The sequence below is a fragment of the Nostoc sp. C057 genome (assembly GCF_013393925.1).
Taxonomy (GTDB): Bacteria; Cyanobacteriota; Cyanobacteriia; order Cyanobacteriales; family Nostocaceae; genus Nostoc; species Nostoc muscorum_A.
Map to the genome: position 1 here is coordinate 5677714 of NZ_CP040281.1, position 15724 is coordinate 5693437.

Sequence of the window (15724 nt, forward strand, 5' to 3'; positions counted from 1 at the left end):
GTGCTTCTAGCTATTACTGTCCTCCAACTAACTCCTTCACCTTGTTGATAATGCTCACTGGATCGATACCTTGATATGGGTACTGTTCCCACAAACCACCGCAACCTTCTTTATGAGTTCCAAGATGAGCATATTTGGGAGTCAACCCGCGCTCTAGCAGCCAAGAACCAAAACGGCTGCCTAAGCCTGTCCTACGGTTGAAGGCTTCTACTACAAGGACAAAAGGAGCGTTACCAACTTTGGTAATCATTTCTTCATCAATAACGTTTAAAGTTGGTTTGTTAATTAAACCAACGTCTAACCCTTCTTGCTTCAGACGCTCTACAGCATCAACGGCACGGTAGAGAGCATCGCCAAAACTGATGATATAACCTTGTGTTCCCTCTCGTACAACCTCATCTTTACCGGGAACAAATTTGTAGCCACTTCCAAATAAGTCATTGCCGTTGCTGTCCTGAATATTGGGGACTTTGGAACGGGTGGAGAAAATAAACCGCAGTCCAGGCTCAAAGAATATGGCTTCTACACAAGCTGTCATTTGATTAACATCTGCTGGGAAGTATAGCTGTGTTTCGTAGCCATCATCTAAGCCGTTGTCGGCAAACATATTATTCAAACCGAAATGGCAAGTGTTATCTGCCATGTCATCGATACCCGCATGGGAAAAGTGGCACAGAACATTGGAATAGTTTAGTCGTGCCATTGTGATTTCTGAGATACACATTTCTAAGAAGGCGCTGAAGGTGGCAAAAATACCTTGCTTGCCCTTCTCCATCCCAAATCCAGCCGCAGCAGAGAAGTTGCTCCGTTCCATGATGCCGGAGGAAATAAATATTTCTGGGTATGTATCATGAATTTTCTTCAAACCGCAGGAGCCTTCTAAGTCACTATCAATGACCTTGACTGTTTCTTTACGCTTCGCCTCACTCATGCGACTGAGGACACCTACCACGGCTTCACCAAACACATTGCGGTTAGCGCCCCATTTGTCGCTGGAACCCAGAAATGTATATGTTTGTTTGGGTTTCTCAATACTTTTTAGGTATTCGACAGCCGCAGTTTGTCCGCGAGATTCTAGATACTTAACTGCTAAATCTACAGAAATTACATCATGACCATGAGTGGAGCCTTCTAAACCTTCAATACCAGGGCACATCGGGCGTTTATTGATAATAGCGATCGCTCCGGGAGTATTTACGGCTTCGCAAAGGCGACGGTATAAATCGTCTAAATCTTCCCCGTCTCCCTGAAGTACCTTTAACCCGTGCCCTTCTAAGGTTTTGGCGACACTGAAACCTGGTAAATATTTAGAAGGATGTCCAGCGATCGTTACATCATTGTCATCAATTATCAGCTTGACGTTAAGATGTTGAGCAACAGCCAAGCGAGCAGCTTCAGCATCGTTACCTTCTTGCTGCGATCCATCAGAACCGAGACAGAAAACAGCCTTGCCTGGATTTGCCATTGCCACACCATTGATGTAAGGCCAAACATGGCCCAGGCGGCCAGAACTAAATTTCACACCAGAAGTTAGTCCTAGTTCGGGGTGTCCTGGTAAATGGGAATGTGCTTGCCGATAATGTAAAAGTTGCTCGGCAGGTAAGTCACCATGCAACGTTGCCATTAGATATTGGGTGGCAACTCGATGTCCTGCTTCATCAAAGAAAATCGGTACAAATTGCTCCGATGCTCCCCGGAAAAAGGCATCAAGGATCATCACCTCTGGCACTGTATCATAAGGCCCCCCAGTATGACCGCCGACTCCGCTAGCAGCGCCAGTTGCTGTAAAAAAGACGATCGCATCTCGGCAGAGTTGAATATTCGCTTTGAGAGTCTCTCGCTGTTGGGCGGTAAGGCTGGAATTTGCTGGATTGAGCGCTAAAAATTGGTAAGCACCGAGATCAATCGGAAATTGGGTATTAATAATAGTCATGGTTTATTGATTGAATAAAAAACAATTTGAACAGATGGGACGCGCGATCGCACTACAAAAAAATTGTTAAAACCCCCATTGGGCAACAATTATCCAAGTTCAAGTCAACCACTTGGAACCACAATGGTTCCGAGTGATTTCATCAAATGCCAAAATCAATACATTCGATTGTGCATGAATGCGCTTGAATTCAATTGAAGTTACGGATTACCGTACAAAAACTTGCATATCAATAAGTATAAACTCACAAACGTGCAATTTCAAGGTCAAAAACGCATTTTCAGGAAAATTAATTATGCTAACTGCTGAACGACGACAATTCATCTTAGAAATTCTGCGTCGTGAGAAAAAGGTACTTTCGACAGAACTTAGTGCTGTTCTCAAAGTTTCTGAGGATACGATTCGCCGGGACTTGCGAGAACTGGCAGAAACTGGACTATTGCAACGCGTTCATGGGGGAGCGCTTCTCAAATCTCCAGCCACCGCTAGTTATGCCGATCGCCAAAAGCAAGCGCCAAAAGAAAAAGAAGCGATCGCTCGCACAGCAGCAAAATTAGTTTGTACGGGACAGGTGGTGATTTTAGATGGAGGTACAACAACTCTCCAAGTAACCCGTCATTTGCCCCTAGATTTGCACGCAACAGTCATCACAAATAGTCCGCCAATAGCAGTTGCTTTAGCAGAACATCCCCATATAGAGGTTGTGATGTTAGGTGGACAACTTTACAAAAAAGCCTTGGTGAACGTGGGTACTGTCACGATTGAAACTTTACGGATGATTCGTGCAGATTTGTGTATGTTGGGAGTTTGCAGTTTACATCCAGAAGTTGGGATTAGTGTACCTAACCTCGACGAAGCGCACGTCAAACGAGCCATGATTGCTGGCTCGGCCGAGGTAGTCGGATTAGTCACAGCAGAAAAATTAGACACGGCTGCTCCTTATCTAGTGGAGTCTATTCATGCTCTGACTTACCTAGTAACAGCACCTACGGTATCTAATAATATGCTGAGTGCCTACAAAGCTTTAGGTTTGACAATTATACGTGATGAGTACGAGTGATCTGATTTTGAAGATGCGATCGCTGGGGATTGGGGAAGGGAATAGGGTACAGGTTAGAGGGTACAGATTATTCCCTGTTACCTGTCACCTGTCACCTCTTCCCTAACCCCAATCCCCAAATCTAAAATCTATCCGTTTCTTGAGGTGTTCCAACTGCTCCTGGTTGAGCCGTAAAGAAGTTTTGAGCAGCTTCATTCTGATATATACACCTAATATCAGGTTGGCCACTGTCCAAGTTACCTGTGAAGCCAAAGGTATTCAGACGATTTTTGCAATCTCTTACCTGATCCGATGTCACTAGCTTACGTTGCTCTAAAAGCGCCCAGTTATTTTGTCGGATCACACATCCAGGACGCATACTCGGCTGGGCAACATAAACATTAAAAGGGTTGAGAGTAACGAACAGTCTAGCGTCCATCACCATCGCGCTAGCTCCGTACTGCACACAAATTTCCGGGTTTGGTGCTTTGGTGTCAATGAATTCACGGGAAGCCACATTTGATGGGGCTAACGTGGTTGTAGAACTAAAAGCAATGCCAATCCCAATTCCTAAAATCAACACCCCTCCCATAATTGCGATGGTGAAGAGGTTAAACATAGGGGATTGGAAAATAGAGGGTTTAGAAGTAGTAGCCGATCTACCAGTGGGTTTACGTCTCATTGTTGCTTAATCACCTTCACGTCGATTTTGCAGGGAGTTGTCTCAAGTTTTCTCTCTCTTTTCAGTATGCCTAGTCTTGACTGTTATTGGCTGCAATTTTCTGTACGATATACTTTTTAAACAATAAAAATAGCAACTTATCTAGATAACTTACTCTGCATTAATAAATAAAGGCTGTTAATAAGCGGCTCTCTCTGAAAATACGGCTATAATAACTATTTAGAATTCATATTACCGGGGATGATGGCGCTCTCGTCGATGCCAATATTTACCCTTATTCCAGTTTCTTTGGTACAGGATACCAATTTTGCTAGTGATTGTGATCGCACTTTCTCTGTGGGGTAGTTATAAATTCGCTCACCAGCAGGATTAAAACTTTAATTACAACCTCTGTTTTAACTGTTGAATTTTCTGTAAAACTTTTTCTCGATGCTGCGTCAACTTTATCCATCGGGGTAGACGACTGGCAAGACTGCCATTGTGCCAGCCTAATGTGTCATCAGGCAAACGTTCTCGCAACCTTGATTGAACATAGCTTTCCAAGAAGTTCAAATGTGCTTCATTATACGCCCATAGCACCTGACCACAACAGGAAGTTTGTAACCACAGAGGCAAGCCAAAAAAATGGTCTAATATTTCATAGCTAGAATTTCTTTTAGCCTTGGAATTGTTTTGCCATAACAGCAATACGGCTTTTCGCTGCCCATCCTTTGGCTGTTGTTTTGTATAGCTACAGTGCTGACAGATAATTCTTTTGATTGAACTGGGATTTGATTGTTCAGAGTTTACAGTCAATATTTTGGCAGTGCGCTCGCATTGTGGGCAGCGAACTAAAATTTCTTCCTCAAAATCAGAAAGCCTTTTGCTGTAGTCTCTAAATCTTACAACCATTCCAGATGACCACTTCTACCGTTTCTGCAACAATTCCAGAAAGTTGATTCACCCCGCGACAAAAGCTGACGTACCCTTCATCAGATGGGCGTTAAGCAAATTCGTCTAGATACAGCATTTATTTACCAGACTTCCCACCGATTATTTGCATCTTGTGCTTTTCGATTCAGCATTATTTGGAATACTAATTGGATTGAGTCATCAGTCATTAGTTATAAGCAAATGACTAATGACTAATGACAAAGGACTAACTAGCTAACAGAGTTTTTTCTAGAGAAGTCCAACGGAAGGCGCGATCGCCACCTCTCTCAATTACTACTTTCACTCGTGGTTCTAACTGAGGCAAATTCGTTAAATACTCAAGTTCCTCATTGGAAAGAATATGCCCTTCAATAATCCACAAAACCAGCCCCTTTGACTTTGGTGGTAGCTGTTCTAGATGAGAATCGAGAATTGGTGGCAAATAGTATACCTGACCTACTGCCGCACCGCTACCAGTGCTTTTTTTGCCAAGATGAGGAGGTCTGACTCCATGAATTCTTGTGAGATAGGCAGCTACGTCGCCTAGTCCCTTGGCAGTAATGTGGAGAGTGGTATAGCCAGCAGCGCGTAGTCGGCGCTGATATCTACCTTCATAACCTCCTTCTAGAGGTACATACACTCCAAGAGCGCCAAATTTTTCCAGATCGCGGATTAAACCGTTGCCAGTGGTAATTAGTGCCATAGATTTTCGTCGTATCCCACTTAGATATCTCTATTATTTACCCTGAACTGATAGATTAAAAGCATTTTCTTTGGGTATTGAGAAGAGGCAGAGGGGCATGGAGCAGGGAGCAGAGGGGAAAGAGATAATTTTTTATTCTCCCTTTGCCCCATGCTTCCCTGTTCTTCCCTACTCCCTAAAAATAACTCTATAAATTACTGGACAAACATAAATAAATAATTTATATTATTAGATTGTGACCAAACACGCAAATTAGATAAACTCTTTACTGTCATTCTGAGGTAGTGTTAGCATTAAAAGCTGATAATTTAATCCAAGTTGGATAATATAACTCAGATTGATCATAGACTGGTAAACTAAGAAAGCTTTCAGGTCAACATTGGAGCTTATGGATGAACAATCAAAGCCAATCCTAAGCTCCAGAGTGAATTTGCTCCCGTGCCTCTGAAAAAGCAGGCAAAATCTTAAACAATAGTTTAAGGTATTTAAGGAAGTAAAACTGAGCAGCAATGTTGGTTTCATGGCATTACGTCAGTCTCAGTTAACGGATACTGGGCGGTAAAGACCGCTTAAGTCCAACTGCAACACGGCAGTAGCCAAACTCCGGGAAACCGTCATTAGGGCGTACACAAATCGGAAAACCCGCCGACAGCGCTGCCTCCAGAAAGTGCCAGAGCAATTGCTTGGACGAAAGCATTGCTGCACACAGCTTAAAGCTGTAGCGCCTTGCATTGATTCCAGAAGTTACTCCTTCCCAAATGGAAGAGAATTGTAGCTGTTCTGGTGATCTATTGAGTGAAGCTAAACAGATTCACCAAGCAGTACGGACACGGTTTGTTGTGTCCCAAAGTATTTGGACTGGTTTACTGAAACCATTCCAAATTTCGCAGGCTAACTCAGCCTAAACTGATGCGTACAAAGCGTGTCCTCTAGAGTCCAATTCCAAGGTCAGCAAGTAGAAAGGAGAACCAGTTACTGTGTCTGTAGGTATTCTCGGCACCAAGCTGGGCATGACCCAAATATTTGACGAAGCAGGAGTAGCTATTCCTGTGACTGTCATTCAAGCAGGGCCATGCACCGTTACACAAGTTAAAACGAAACAAACCGACGGTTACTTTGCCATCCAAGTTGGTTTTGGCGAAGTTAAACCAAAGGCACTGAACAGACCACTACTGGGTCATTTGGCTAAATCATCTGCCCCAGCATTGCGTCACCTAAATGAATATCACACTGATAGTTCTAGTGATTATGCTTTAGGTCAACAGATTAAAGCAGATATTTTTAGTGCGGGTCAAATTGTCGATGTAGTCGGCACAAGCATCGGTCGCGGTTTTGCAGGAAACCAGAAGCGCAACAACTTTGGTCGTGGGCCCATGTCACACGGTTCCAAAAACCACAGAGCGCCAGGTTCTATTGGTGCTGGTACAACACCAGGTCGTGTCTATCCAGGTAAGCGGATGGCAGGGCGTTTAGGTGGTAAACGCATCACAATCCGTAAGCTGACCATAGTGCGAGTTGATGCAGAACGCAATTTATTGCTAATCAAGGGAGCCATTCCTGGCAAACCAGGCGCTCTAGTAAGTGTTGTACCTGCAAAAGTAGTGGGATAGTCAAAAGTCATTAGTCAACAGTCATTAGTCAAAAGTCATTGGCTAAAGACAAATGGCAAAAGACCAATGACAAATGACAAGAGACAAAGGACAAATAACAAAGATGGTTGAAAGCGTAGTTAAAAATTGGCAAGGAGAACAGGTCGGCGAGACGACCTTCGAGTTGCGCGTTGCCAAAGAAGAAACAGCGTCTCATATCGTACACCGCGCCTTAGTACGGCAATTGACTAATGCTCGTCAAGGAAATGCCAGTACAAAAACTCGTGCTGAAGTTAGAGGCGGTGGCCGTAAACCTTGGCGACAAAAAGGTACTGGTCGCGCTCGTGCAGGGTCTATTCGTTCACCATTGTGGCGTGGTGGTGGTGTGATCTTTGGGCCAAAGCCTAGAGACTTTGACCTGAAGTTGAACCGCAAAGAGCGACGTTTAGCACTGCGGACAGCATTTGTCGGTCGTATTGACGACTTGATCGTAGTAGAAGAATTTAGCACCGAACTATCTCGCCCGAAGACTAAAGACTTAGTGGCAGCACTTGCCCGTTGGGGAGTAGTACCAGAAAGCAAGGCACTGTTAATTTTGTCTGAAATTGCGGATACAGATAATGTTTATTTATCAGCCCGCAACATTGAAAATTTAAAACTAATTGCAGCCGACCAGTTAAATGTTTTTGATTTACTGCACGCTGACAAAATTGTAGTTACGGCATCAGCCCTAGAAAAAATTCAGGAGGTCTACAGTGCCTAGCTTTGACCCCCGCGACCTTGCCGACTTAGTACGTCGCCCAATAGTCACCGAGAAGGCGACTATCTTGATGGAGCAAAATAAGTACACCTTTGAAGTAATTCCAAAGGCATCCAAGCCAGAAATCAAGGCTGCGATCGAAGACTTATTTCAGGTCAAGGTTGTAAAAGTCAACACCACCTTACCACCACGTAAAAAGCGGCGCGTTGGTAAATTTATCGGTTATAAGCCCCAATATAAGCGAGCCATTGTTACAGTCGCACCTGGGGATGAAGACAAGATTAGACAAGTTCTATTCCCAGAAGTCTAGGAATTTTAGATTTTAGATTTTAGATTGAGGAGTTTACTGAATAAATACCAAAGATGGTCGCAATTAGTTAAACACTCATTAAATCCAAAATTCAAAATCCGAAATTAAGTAAATCAAAAATCCAAAATCCAAAATAGATTATGGGTACTCGTTCTTATCGCCCTTATACCCCCAGCACTCGCCAAGTTACAGTTTCTGACTTTGCGGAAATTACAAAAACCGAGCCAGAAAAATCCCTAACGACCTCCAAGCATCGTGCCAAAGGTCGGAATAATACAGGGCGGATTACCAGTCGTCGTCGGGGTGGCGGACACAAACAACTTTACCGGATCATCGATTTTAAAAGGGATAAACATAATATTCCTGCCAAAGTCGCCGCAATTGAATACGATCCTAACCGCAATGCCCGAATTGCCCTTTTGTATTACCAAGATGGCGAAAAACGGTACATCCTTCATCCCAACGGATTGAAAGTTGGAACAATAATTATTTCTGGTCCCGAATCTCCCTTTGAAGATGGTAATGCTTTACCTCTATCAAGGATTCCCTTGGGTACTAGTGTTCACAACGTAGAAATGACTCCTGGTAAAGGTGGTCAAATAGTGCGTGCTGCTGGTGCTAGCGCTCAAGTTGTGGCAAAAGAAGGTGATTATGTAACTCTCAAGTTGCCATCGGGAGAAGTCCGCTTAATTCGGCGTGATTGCTACGCCACCATTGGGCAAGTGGGCAACACCGATGCGAGAAACCTGAGTGCAGGTAAAGCCGGACGCAATCGTTGGAAAGGTCGCCGTCCGAAGGTTAGAGGTAGCGTCATGAACCCAGTGGATCACCCACATGGTGGTGGTGAGGGTAGGGCTCCTATCGGTAGATCGGGACCTGTTACACCTTGGGGTAAACCCACATTGGGCGCGAAGACACGCAATCGCAAGAAACTTAGCAGCAAATTCATTGTGCGTCGTCGCCGTAAGTCTTCTAAACGCGGTCGCGGTGGTCGTGAATCATAGAATTTTAGATTTTAGATTTTGGATTTTAGATTGGGGTCTACTTGTGAACATTGAAAATTTGTGAAACCTGATTGGACACCTAATTATCCAAAATCCGAAATTCTAAATCCTAATTCCTAAATCCTAAATCCAAAATTGAACTATGGGTCGTTCTCTAAAAAAAGGTCCTTTCGTTGCGGATCATCTCTTAAAGAAAATTGAAAAGCTCAACGACAACAACAGAAAAGAAGTTATTAAAACTTGGTCAAGAGCTTCAACAATTTTGCCCCTAATGGTAGGTCATACCATTGCTGTTCACAACGGACGACAACACGTTCCAGTTTTTGTAAATGAACAGATGGTAGGACACAAGTTGGGTGAATTTGCCCCGACACGCACCTACAGGGGTCATGGAAAAAGCGACAAAAAAGCGGGTAGGTAGTCATTAGTTATTAGTCATTAGTCATTAGCTAAAGACAAGTGACAAGTGACAAATGACAAATGACAAAATTGGAGAAAATTATGGCTACTAATACTACTGAAGTAAAAGCGATCGCTCGTTTTATCCGCATCTCGGCCTACAAAGTGCGTCGGGTACTCGATCAAATCCGGGGGCGATCATACCGAGAAGCGTTAATCATCCTAGAATTCATGCCCTATCGCGCCACTGAACCCATATTGAAGGTTCTCAGAAGCGCTGCTGCTAATGCTGAACACAATGCTGGGTTAGATCGGACTCAACTAGTGATTACTCAGGCTTACGCCGATCAAGGGCCGCCGTTGAAGCGGTTCCAACCAAGAGCGCAAGGTCGAGCTTACCAAATTCGCAAACCGACGTGTCATATTACTGTGGCCGTTGGAGCCGCACCAGAAAAATAAGCACGCTTACACGAATAAATTACGTAAAGTAAGAAATCTTAGAGGAAGCATTCGTGGGACAGAAAATTCATCCAGTTGGTTTTCGCCTGGGTATTACACATGAACATCAATCCCGTTGGTTTGCTGTTCCTGACCGCTATCCAGAACTTTTACAAGAAGACTACAAACTCCGTCAATACATAGAACAAAAGCTGGGTAGACTTGCTCAAAACAACGCCGGAATTTCCGAAGTGCGGATTGAGCGCAAAGCCGACCAAATCGACTTAGAAGTACGCACAGCTAGACCCGGTGTAGTAGTAGGACGTGGTGGGCAAGGCATAGAATCCTTGCGTACCGGACTCCAAGGACTATTGGGTAGCAATCGCCAAATTCGCATTAACGTAGTTGAAGTTCAACGAGTTGATGCTGATGCCTACCTAATTGCCGAATACATTGCTCAACAATTGGAACGCCGGGTTTCCTTTCGGCGGGTAGTGCGCCAATCAATTCAGCGCGCCCAACGCGCTGGTGTTCAAGGTATTAAAATCCAAGTCAGTGGCCGCCTCAACGGTGCAGAAATTGCCCGGACAGAGTGGACTCGTGAAGGTAGAGTACCTTTACATACCTTACGGGCTGATATTGACTACTCTTATTGCACGGCAAAAACTGTTTACGGCATTTTGGGCATCAAAGTTTGGGTGTTTAAGGGAGAAATTATTCCTGGACAGGAACCAGATCCACTACCACCAGCAAGCCGCGATCGCGAACGTGATCCCCGTGATCGCGATCGTGAGCCCCGTCGTCGTCAACAACAACGTCGTCGCCAGCAATTTGAAGACCGCTCAAATGAAGGATAAATCGTCATTAGTCATTAGTCATTAGTCATTAGTAAATGGCAGATGACAAATGGCAGATGACAAATGACAAATGACAAGTAACAAACCATGTTAAGCCCTAGAAGAACTAAATTCCGCAAACAACAGCGCGGACGGATGGAGGGACTAGCCACCCGTGGTAGCACCCTCAACTTCGGTGATTTTGCACTCCAAGCACAAGAACCTGCTTGGATCACCTCCCGGCAAATCGAGGCTTCCCGTCGGGCAATGACTCGTTATATTCGTCGGGGTGGACAAATCTGGATTCGGATTTTCCCTGATAAACCTGTAACCATGCGTCCTGCTGAAACCCGGATGGGTTCCGGTAAAGGTAATCCAGAGTTTTGGGTAGCGGTAGTCAAGCCAGGACGAATTTTGTTTGAAATCGGTGGGGTTTCTGAAGAAATCGCCCGTGAAGCTATGCGTTTGGCTTCATTTAAACTGCCTATAAAAACCAAGTTTATTGTGCGCTTTCAACCACAGGAGCAGGAGTAGCTTATGCCTCTTCCCAAGATTTCAGAAGCTAGAGAATTAAGTGACGAGAAGCTCTCTGATGAAATTGTTGCGATCAAAAGACAACTATTTCAGTTGCGCTTGCAAAAAGCGACAAGACAATTAGAAAAGCCCCACCAATTCAGACAGGCTCGACATCGCCTAGCCCAATTGCTGACATTAGAAACAGAACGCAAACGGGCAGCAAGTCAATCGGCTAAAGAAGAAAAGTAGGAGATTATGGCAGTTAAAGAACGAGTTGGCTTGGTAGTGAGCGATAAAATGCAAAAAACTGTGGTAGTTGCCATAGAAAACCGCGCTCCTCACCCCAAGTACGGCAAGATTGTGGTTAACACCCAACGATATAAAGTTCACGACGAAGAAAATAAGTGTAAAGTAGGCGATCGCGTTCGCATTCAGGAAACTAGACCCCTGAGCAAAACCAAGCGCTGGAAAATCACAGAAGTCCTGAACATCAAACCTGCTTAAACCTCATCGTTGTTAGAAACTAACAACATCACAAGGGAGAATAATTGTGATTCAACCCCAGACTTACCTGAATGTCGCAGATAATAGCGGTGCCCGAAAACTAATGTGCATCCGCGTCTTAGGCGGAGGCAACCGTCGTTATGGTTTTATCGGTGATAAAATTATCGCCGTTGTCAAAGATGCTACACCTAACATGGCTGTTAAAAAGTCTGATGTTGTGGAAGCAGTAATTGTCCGCACTCGTAAAGCTGTATCTCGTGACAGTGGCATGAGTATTCGCTTTGATGATAATGCTGCTGTAATCATCAACAAAGACGGCAATCCTAGAGGCACACGGGTTTTTGGCCCAGTTGCACGGGAACTACGCGATAAAAACTTTACCAAAATTGTTTCTCTGGCTCCGGAGGTGCTTTAATGGCAACCAAACAGGGTACGCCCAAAGTATTCCACAAAATGCACGTCAAAACTGGCGACACCGTACAAGTGATTGCTGGTAAAGACAAAGGAAAAATTGGTGAAATTATCCAGGCACTTCCCCAACTGAGTAAAGTCATCGTCAAAGGTGTCAACATTAAAACCAAGCACGTCAAACCCCAGCAAGAAGGGGAATCAGGGCGGATTGTCACCCAAGAATTCCCAATTCATAGCTCCAACGTGATGCTTTATTCCACTAAGCAGAACGTTGCTAGTCGTGTTTGTTATACCTTTACCTCAGAAGGCAAGAAAGTCAGAAAACTTAAAAAAACTGGCGAGATTCTGGATAAATAGTCATTAGTCATTGGTCATTAGTCATTAGTTATAAAGACAAATAACAAAAGACAAAGGACAAATAACAAAGGACAATAAAAGTTCCCTGACCAAGCCCAGGGATATCAGGACAAAAAACTATGGCGACAACAAGACTCAAAAGCTTATATCAAGAGACAATCGTCCCCAAACTGATTAATCAGTTTCAATATACCAACGTTCATCAAGTACCGAAGTTGGTAAAAGTTACTATTAACCGAGGTTTGGGTGAAGCAGCTCAAAATGCGAAGTCGCTGGAAGCATCCATCAACGAAATTGCGCTTGTTACAGGTCAAAAACCAGTAGTGACGCGGGCGAAAAAGGCGATCGCTGGCTTTAAGATTCGTCAAGGGATGCCTGTGGGGATCATGGTGACACTCAGAGCCGAACGGATGTATGCCTTTTTCGACCGGCTGGTTAGCCTATCACTGCCCAGAATTCGAGATTTTCGTGGCGTTAGCCCTAAAAGCTTTGACGGACGGGGTAACTATACTCTGGGTGTAAGAGAACAGCTAATTTTTCCAGAAGTCGAATACGACAGCGTTGATCAAGTGCGTGGGATGGATATTTCCATCATCACCACAGCAAAAAACGACGAAGAGGGCCGCGCCTTACTTAAAGAATTAGGAATGCCCTTTCGCGATCAGTAAGTTCATCTATAGAGGGAACGATGGCGGCTAACGACACAATTGCAGATATGCTGACGCGCATCCGCAATGCCAACCTGGCGCGGCATCAGACTACACAAGTGCCAGCTACAAAAATGACCCGCAGCATTGCCAAAGTGCTACGGGAGGAAGGCTTTATTGCTGAAATCGAAGAAGCAGAAGAAGGGGTAAAACACAACCTAGTGATTTCCCTGAAATATAAGGGTAAAAATCGTCAGCCTCTAATCACCGCCTTAAAGCGAGTGAGTAAGCCAGGCTTGCGTGTTTACTCCAATAGAAAAGAATTACCAAGAGTACTAGGCGGCATTGGCATTGCCATTATTTCTACATCCAGTGGAATTATGACTGACCGCGAAGCGCGTCGTCAGAACTTGGGTGGCGAAGTGCTTTGTTACGTTTGGTAGTCATTGGTCATTAGTCATTTGTCATTAGTCATTGGTCATTGGTCATTAGTCATTTGTTATTAGTGAAAGACAAAGGACAAAAGACAAAGGACAAAGGACAAATAACAAAAGGCAAAGGGCAAATAACAAAGGACAAAAAGTAATGTCTCGTATTGGTAAACGTCCAATTACTATTCCCGCCAAAGTTGAAGTGGCGATCGATGGTACGAATATTGTGGTGAAAGGCCCGAAAGGAGAACTTTCTCGCACTCTCAGAGATAATGTCTCACTCTCTCAAGAGGGAGAAATATTACACGTAAATCGTCGGGATGAAACTCGGACATCGAAGCAACTACACGGCTTGAGCCGCACTTTAGTTGCCAACATGGTTGAGGGAGTTTCCCAAGGTTTTCAACGCCGTTTGGAAATCCAAGGTGTTGGTTACAGGGCACAACTTCAAGGGCGTAACCTAGTTTTAAACATGGGTTACAGCCATCAAGTGCAAATTGAACCACCAGATGGGATTCAGTTTGCAGTCGAAGGTACCACTAACGTGATTGTCAGCGGCTACGACAAAGAAATCGTAGGCAACACAGCCGCAAAAATTCGCGCCGTTCGTCCACCAGAACCTTACAAAGGTAAAGGCATTCGCTATGCCGGTGAAGTGGTAAGACGTAAGGCTGGTAAGACTGGTAAGGGTGGTAAGAAGTAGAAATGAAACTTACTCGTAGAGAATCAAAAAACCGTCGTCATCGACGCGTTCGTGGCAAAGTTGTTGGCTCCCCAGAACGTCCGCGTTTAGCGGTATTCCGTTCTAATGAGCATATTTATGCCCAGGTTATTGATGATAGTCAGCATCAAACCATAGTGGCAGCATCGACTTTAGAACCAGAGTTGAAATCTAGTTTAGCGTCAGGTGCAAACCGCGACGCATCGGTGCAAGTTGGTAAGTTGATCGCAGTGCGATCGCTAGAAAAAGGCATCACCAAAGTAGTCTTCGATCGCGGTGGTAACTTATATCATGGTCGTGTCAAAGCCCTAGCTGATGCAGCACGCGAAGCTGGTTTAGATTTCTAAAGTCATTGGTCATTAGTCATTAGTCATTGGACAAATGACAAAGGACAAATGACAAATGACAAAAGACAAATGACGTTCACCAGAGCATAAATTATGGCAACAGAGCGTAAAAGTAGAACAAAGCGTGCCAAAAAAGAAGAAACTACTTGGCAAGAGCGGGTTATCCAAATCCGCCGCGTGAGCAAGGTCGTCAAAGGCGGTAAAAAACTCAGTTTCCGAGCGATCGTTGTCGTCGGTAACGAACGCGGTCAAGTTGGTGTCGGAGTAGGCAAAGCCTCAGATGTAATCGGCGCAGTCAAAAAAGGCGTAGCCGACGGCAAAAAACATCTCATTGATATCCCCATCACCAAATCTAACTCTATTCCCCATCCCATTGATGGTGTAGGTGGCGGTGCAAAAGTGATTATGCGTCCAGCCGCACCTGGTACTGGGGTAATTGCTGGTGGTGCTGTGCGGACTGTGTTGGAATTGGCAGGAGTTCGTAACGTCTTAGCCAAGCAACTTGGTTCTAACAATCCGCTCAATAATGCTAGAGCAGCAGTCAATGCCTTATCTACATTGCGGACTCTTTCTGAAGTCGCCGAAGATCGCGGTATTCCTATTCAAAATCTCTACATCTAACTAGTCATTTGTCCTTAGTCAGTAGTCCTTTGTTCTGAACAAATGACAACCTAAGATAATGGCAAATGACAAATGAGAAACGAAAAATGACAACTTGGTAACTTATGAGACTCCATGATGTTAAGCCGCAAAAAGGCTCAAAGAAACGCAAAAAGCGTGTAGCCAGAGGTATTTCTGCTGGTCAAGGTGCCAGTGCTGGTCTAGGTATGCGGGGTCAAAAGTCTCGTTCTGGTAGCGGTACTCGACCCGGTTTTGAAGGTGGTCAACAGCCATTGTACCGCCGCTTACCGAAACTGAAGGGCTTTCCGATTGTTAATCAAAAGATTTACACTACGATTAATGTAGAGAAGCTAGCCTCCCTTCCCGCTAATACGGAAGTAACTTTAGCCTCCTTGAAAGCAGCAGGTATCCTGACTGCTGTCAAAGGGCCATTGAAAATTTTGGGTAACGGCGAATTGAGCACTCCGCTCAAGGTACAAGCGGCAGCTTTCACAGGTACAGCTCGTAGCAAAATTGAGGCAGCTGGTGGGAGTTGTGAAGTCTTATGAGTGAGCCGGAACAGCG

The 15724-nt window shown here is 44.5% G+C and carries 24 protein-coding genes; 19 read left to right on the forward strand and 5 right to left on the reverse strand.

Annotation, left to right across the window (positions count from 1 at the left end; all coding sequences use genetic code 11):
* Positions 1 to 13: 13 nt before the first annotated feature.
* Positions 14 to 1933 (reverse strand): transketolase C-terminal domain-containing protein, encoded by a 1920-nt coding sequence (locus FD724_RS24275; protein WP_179074383.1) that lies wholly within the window; start codon positions 1931 to 1933, stop codon positions 14 to 16.
* Between the two features lie 295 nt (positions 1934 to 2228).
* Between FD724_RS24275 and FD724_RS24280 the strand changes: the two genes are divergently transcribed.
* On the forward strand, positions 2229 to 2993 hold the full coding sequence (locus FD724_RS24280; RefSeq protein ID WP_179074384.1) for a DeoR/GlpR family DNA-binding transcription regulator: 765 nt from the start codon (positions 2229 to 2231) through the stop codon (positions 2991 to 2993).
* 121 nt (positions 2994 to 3114) lie between these two features.
* On the opposite strand, the gene FD724_RS24285 is transcribed toward FD724_RS24280, so the two are convergent.
* From FD724_RS24285 to FD724_RS24300, 4 genes are all read right to left on the reverse strand, one after another.
* On the reverse strand, positions 3115 to 3654 hold the full coding sequence (locus FD724_RS24285; protein WP_114081980.1) for a DUF3172 domain-containing protein: 540 nt from the start codon (positions 3652 to 3654) through the stop codon (positions 3115 to 3117).
* A 381-nt stretch (positions 3655 to 4035) separates the two neighbouring features.
* Positions 4036 to 4545 carry a hypothetical protein gene (locus tag FD724_RS24290; protein ID WP_179074385.1) on the reverse strand — a complete coding sequence of 170 codons (510 nt, stop codon included), beginning with the start codon at positions 4543 to 4545 and terminating at the stop codon, positions 4036 to 4038.
* Positions 4546 to 4792: 247 nt separating this feature from the next.
* On the reverse strand, positions 4793 to 5269 hold the full coding sequence (locus FD724_RS24295) for an NAD(P)H-quinone oxidoreductase subunit N (RefSeq protein WP_012410726.1): 477 nt from the start codon (positions 5267 to 5269) through the stop codon (positions 4793 to 4795).
* Between the two features lie 541 nt (positions 5270 to 5810).
* Entirely contained in the window at positions 5811 to 5966 is a 156-nt protein-coding gene (locus tag FD724_RS24300; RefSeq protein ID WP_179074386.1) for a hypothetical protein, read from the reverse strand.
* A 280-nt stretch (positions 5967 to 6246) separates the two neighbouring features.
* Here FD724_RS24300 and rplC point away from each other — a divergent pair, with 280 nt between their 5' ends.
* The 18 genes from rplC to rplO all read left to right on the forward strand — a co-directional run bounded on the left by rplC (position 6247) and on the right by rplO (position 15708).
* Positions 6247 to 6879, forward strand: a complete 633-nt coding sequence (gene rplC, locus FD724_RS24305; protein WP_094342450.1) for a 50S ribosomal protein L3 — start codon at positions 6247 to 6249, stop codon at positions 6877 to 6879.
* 103 nt (positions 6880 to 6982) lie between these two features.
* Positions 6983 to 7621 (forward strand): 50S ribosomal protein L4, encoded by a 639-nt coding sequence (gene rplD, locus FD724_RS24310; RefSeq protein WP_114081983.1) that lies wholly within the window; start codon positions 6983 to 6985, stop codon positions 7619 to 7621.
* Positions 7614 to 7928: a 50S ribosomal protein L23 gene (locus FD724_RS24315; protein WP_069070779.1), complete on the forward strand. Its 315-nt coding sequence runs from the start codon at positions 7614 to 7616 to the stop codon at positions 7926 to 7928. Before rplD ends, FD724_RS24315 begins: the two co-directional genes overlap by 8 nt.
* A 140-nt stretch (positions 7929 to 8068) precedes the next feature.
* Positions 8069 to 8932, forward strand: a complete 864-nt coding sequence (rplB, locus tag FD724_RS24320; RefSeq protein WP_012410722.1) for a 50S ribosomal protein L2 — start codon at positions 8069 to 8071, stop codon at positions 8930 to 8932.
* Positions 8933 to 9074: 142 nt separating this feature from the next.
* Positions 9075 to 9353, forward strand: a complete 279-nt coding sequence (gene rpsS / locus FD724_RS24325; RefSeq protein ID WP_012410721.1) for a 30S ribosomal protein S19 — start codon at positions 9075 to 9077, stop codon at positions 9351 to 9353.
* 80 nt (positions 9354 to 9433) lie between these two features.
* Positions 9434 to 9790 (forward strand): 50S ribosomal protein L22, encoded by a 357-nt coding sequence (gene rplV, locus FD724_RS24330; RefSeq protein ID WP_012410720.1) that lies wholly within the window; start codon positions 9434 to 9436, stop codon positions 9788 to 9790.
* A 53-nt stretch (positions 9791 to 9843) separates the two neighbouring features.
* Positions 9844 to 10626, forward strand: coding sequence for a 30S ribosomal protein S3 (gene rpsC, locus FD724_RS24335; protein ID WP_012410719.1), 783 nt, complete (start codon positions 9844 to 9846; stop codon positions 10624 to 10626).
* Between the two features lie 87 nt (positions 10627 to 10713).
* On the forward strand, positions 10714 to 11139 hold the full coding sequence (rplP, locus tag FD724_RS24340; RefSeq protein ID WP_114081985.1) for a 50S ribosomal protein L16: 426 nt from the start codon (positions 10714 to 10716) through the stop codon (positions 11137 to 11139).
* A gap of 3 nt (positions 11140 to 11142) precedes the next feature.
* Complete coding sequence (gene rpmC / locus FD724_RS24345; protein WP_012410717.1) at positions 11143 to 11370, forward strand: 50S ribosomal protein L29; 228 nt, start codon at positions 11143 to 11145, stop codon at positions 11368 to 11370.
* 6 nt (positions 11371 to 11376) lie between these two features.
* Entirely contained in the window at positions 11377 to 11625 is a 249-nt protein-coding gene (gene rpsQ / locus FD724_RS24350; RefSeq protein ID WP_012410716.1) for a 30S ribosomal protein S17, read from the forward strand.
* Positions 11626 to 11671: 46 nt separating this feature from the next.
* On the forward strand, positions 11672 to 12040 hold the full coding sequence (gene rplN, locus FD724_RS24355) for a 50S ribosomal protein L14 (RefSeq protein ID WP_012410715.1): 369 nt from the start codon (positions 11672 to 11674) through the stop codon (positions 12038 to 12040).
* Positions 12040 to 12393, forward strand: a complete 354-nt coding sequence (gene rplX, locus FD724_RS24360; protein WP_114081986.1) for a 50S ribosomal protein L24 — start codon at positions 12040 to 12042, stop codon at positions 12391 to 12393. Before rplN ends, rplX begins: the two co-directional genes overlap by 1 nt.
* A gap of 119 nt (positions 12394 to 12512) precedes the next feature.
* Positions 12513 to 13061 (forward strand): 50S ribosomal protein L5, encoded by a 549-nt coding sequence (rplE, locus tag FD724_RS24365; protein ID WP_012410713.1) that lies wholly within the window; start codon positions 12513 to 12515, stop codon positions 13059 to 13061.
* A 20-nt stretch (positions 13062 to 13081) separates the two neighbouring features.
* Positions 13082 to 13483, forward strand: a complete 402-nt coding sequence (gene rpsH, locus FD724_RS24370) for a 30S ribosomal protein S8 (protein ID WP_012410712.1) — start codon at positions 13082 to 13084, stop codon at positions 13481 to 13483.
* 142 nt (positions 13484 to 13625) lie between these two features.
* Positions 13626 to 14174 carry a 50S ribosomal protein L6 gene (gene rplF, locus FD724_RS24375; protein ID WP_114081987.1) on the forward strand — a complete coding sequence of 183 codons (549 nt, stop codon included), beginning with the start codon at positions 13626 to 13628 and terminating at the stop codon, positions 14172 to 14174.
* A gap of 2 nt (positions 14175 to 14176) precedes the next feature.
* Positions 14177 to 14539: a 50S ribosomal protein L18 gene (gene rplR, locus FD724_RS24380; RefSeq protein ID WP_012410710.1), complete on the forward strand. Its 363-nt coding sequence runs from the start codon at positions 14177 to 14179 to the stop codon at positions 14537 to 14539.
* Positions 14540 to 14632: 93 nt separating this feature from the next.
* A complete protein-coding gene (gene rpsE, locus FD724_RS24385; protein WP_012410709.1) occupies positions 14633 to 15160 on the forward strand; it encodes a 30S ribosomal protein S5 in 528 nt (175 codons plus the stop codon).
* A gap of 104 nt (positions 15161 to 15264) precedes the next feature.
* The gene (gene rplO, locus FD724_RS24390; protein ID WP_012410708.1) at positions 15265 to 15708 is read left to right on the forward strand and encodes a 50S ribosomal protein L15; all 444 of its coding nucleotides are present in this window, start codon (positions 15265 to 15267) and stop codon (positions 15706 to 15708) included.
* The last annotated feature ends 16 nt before the right edge of the window (positions 15709 to 15724 follow it).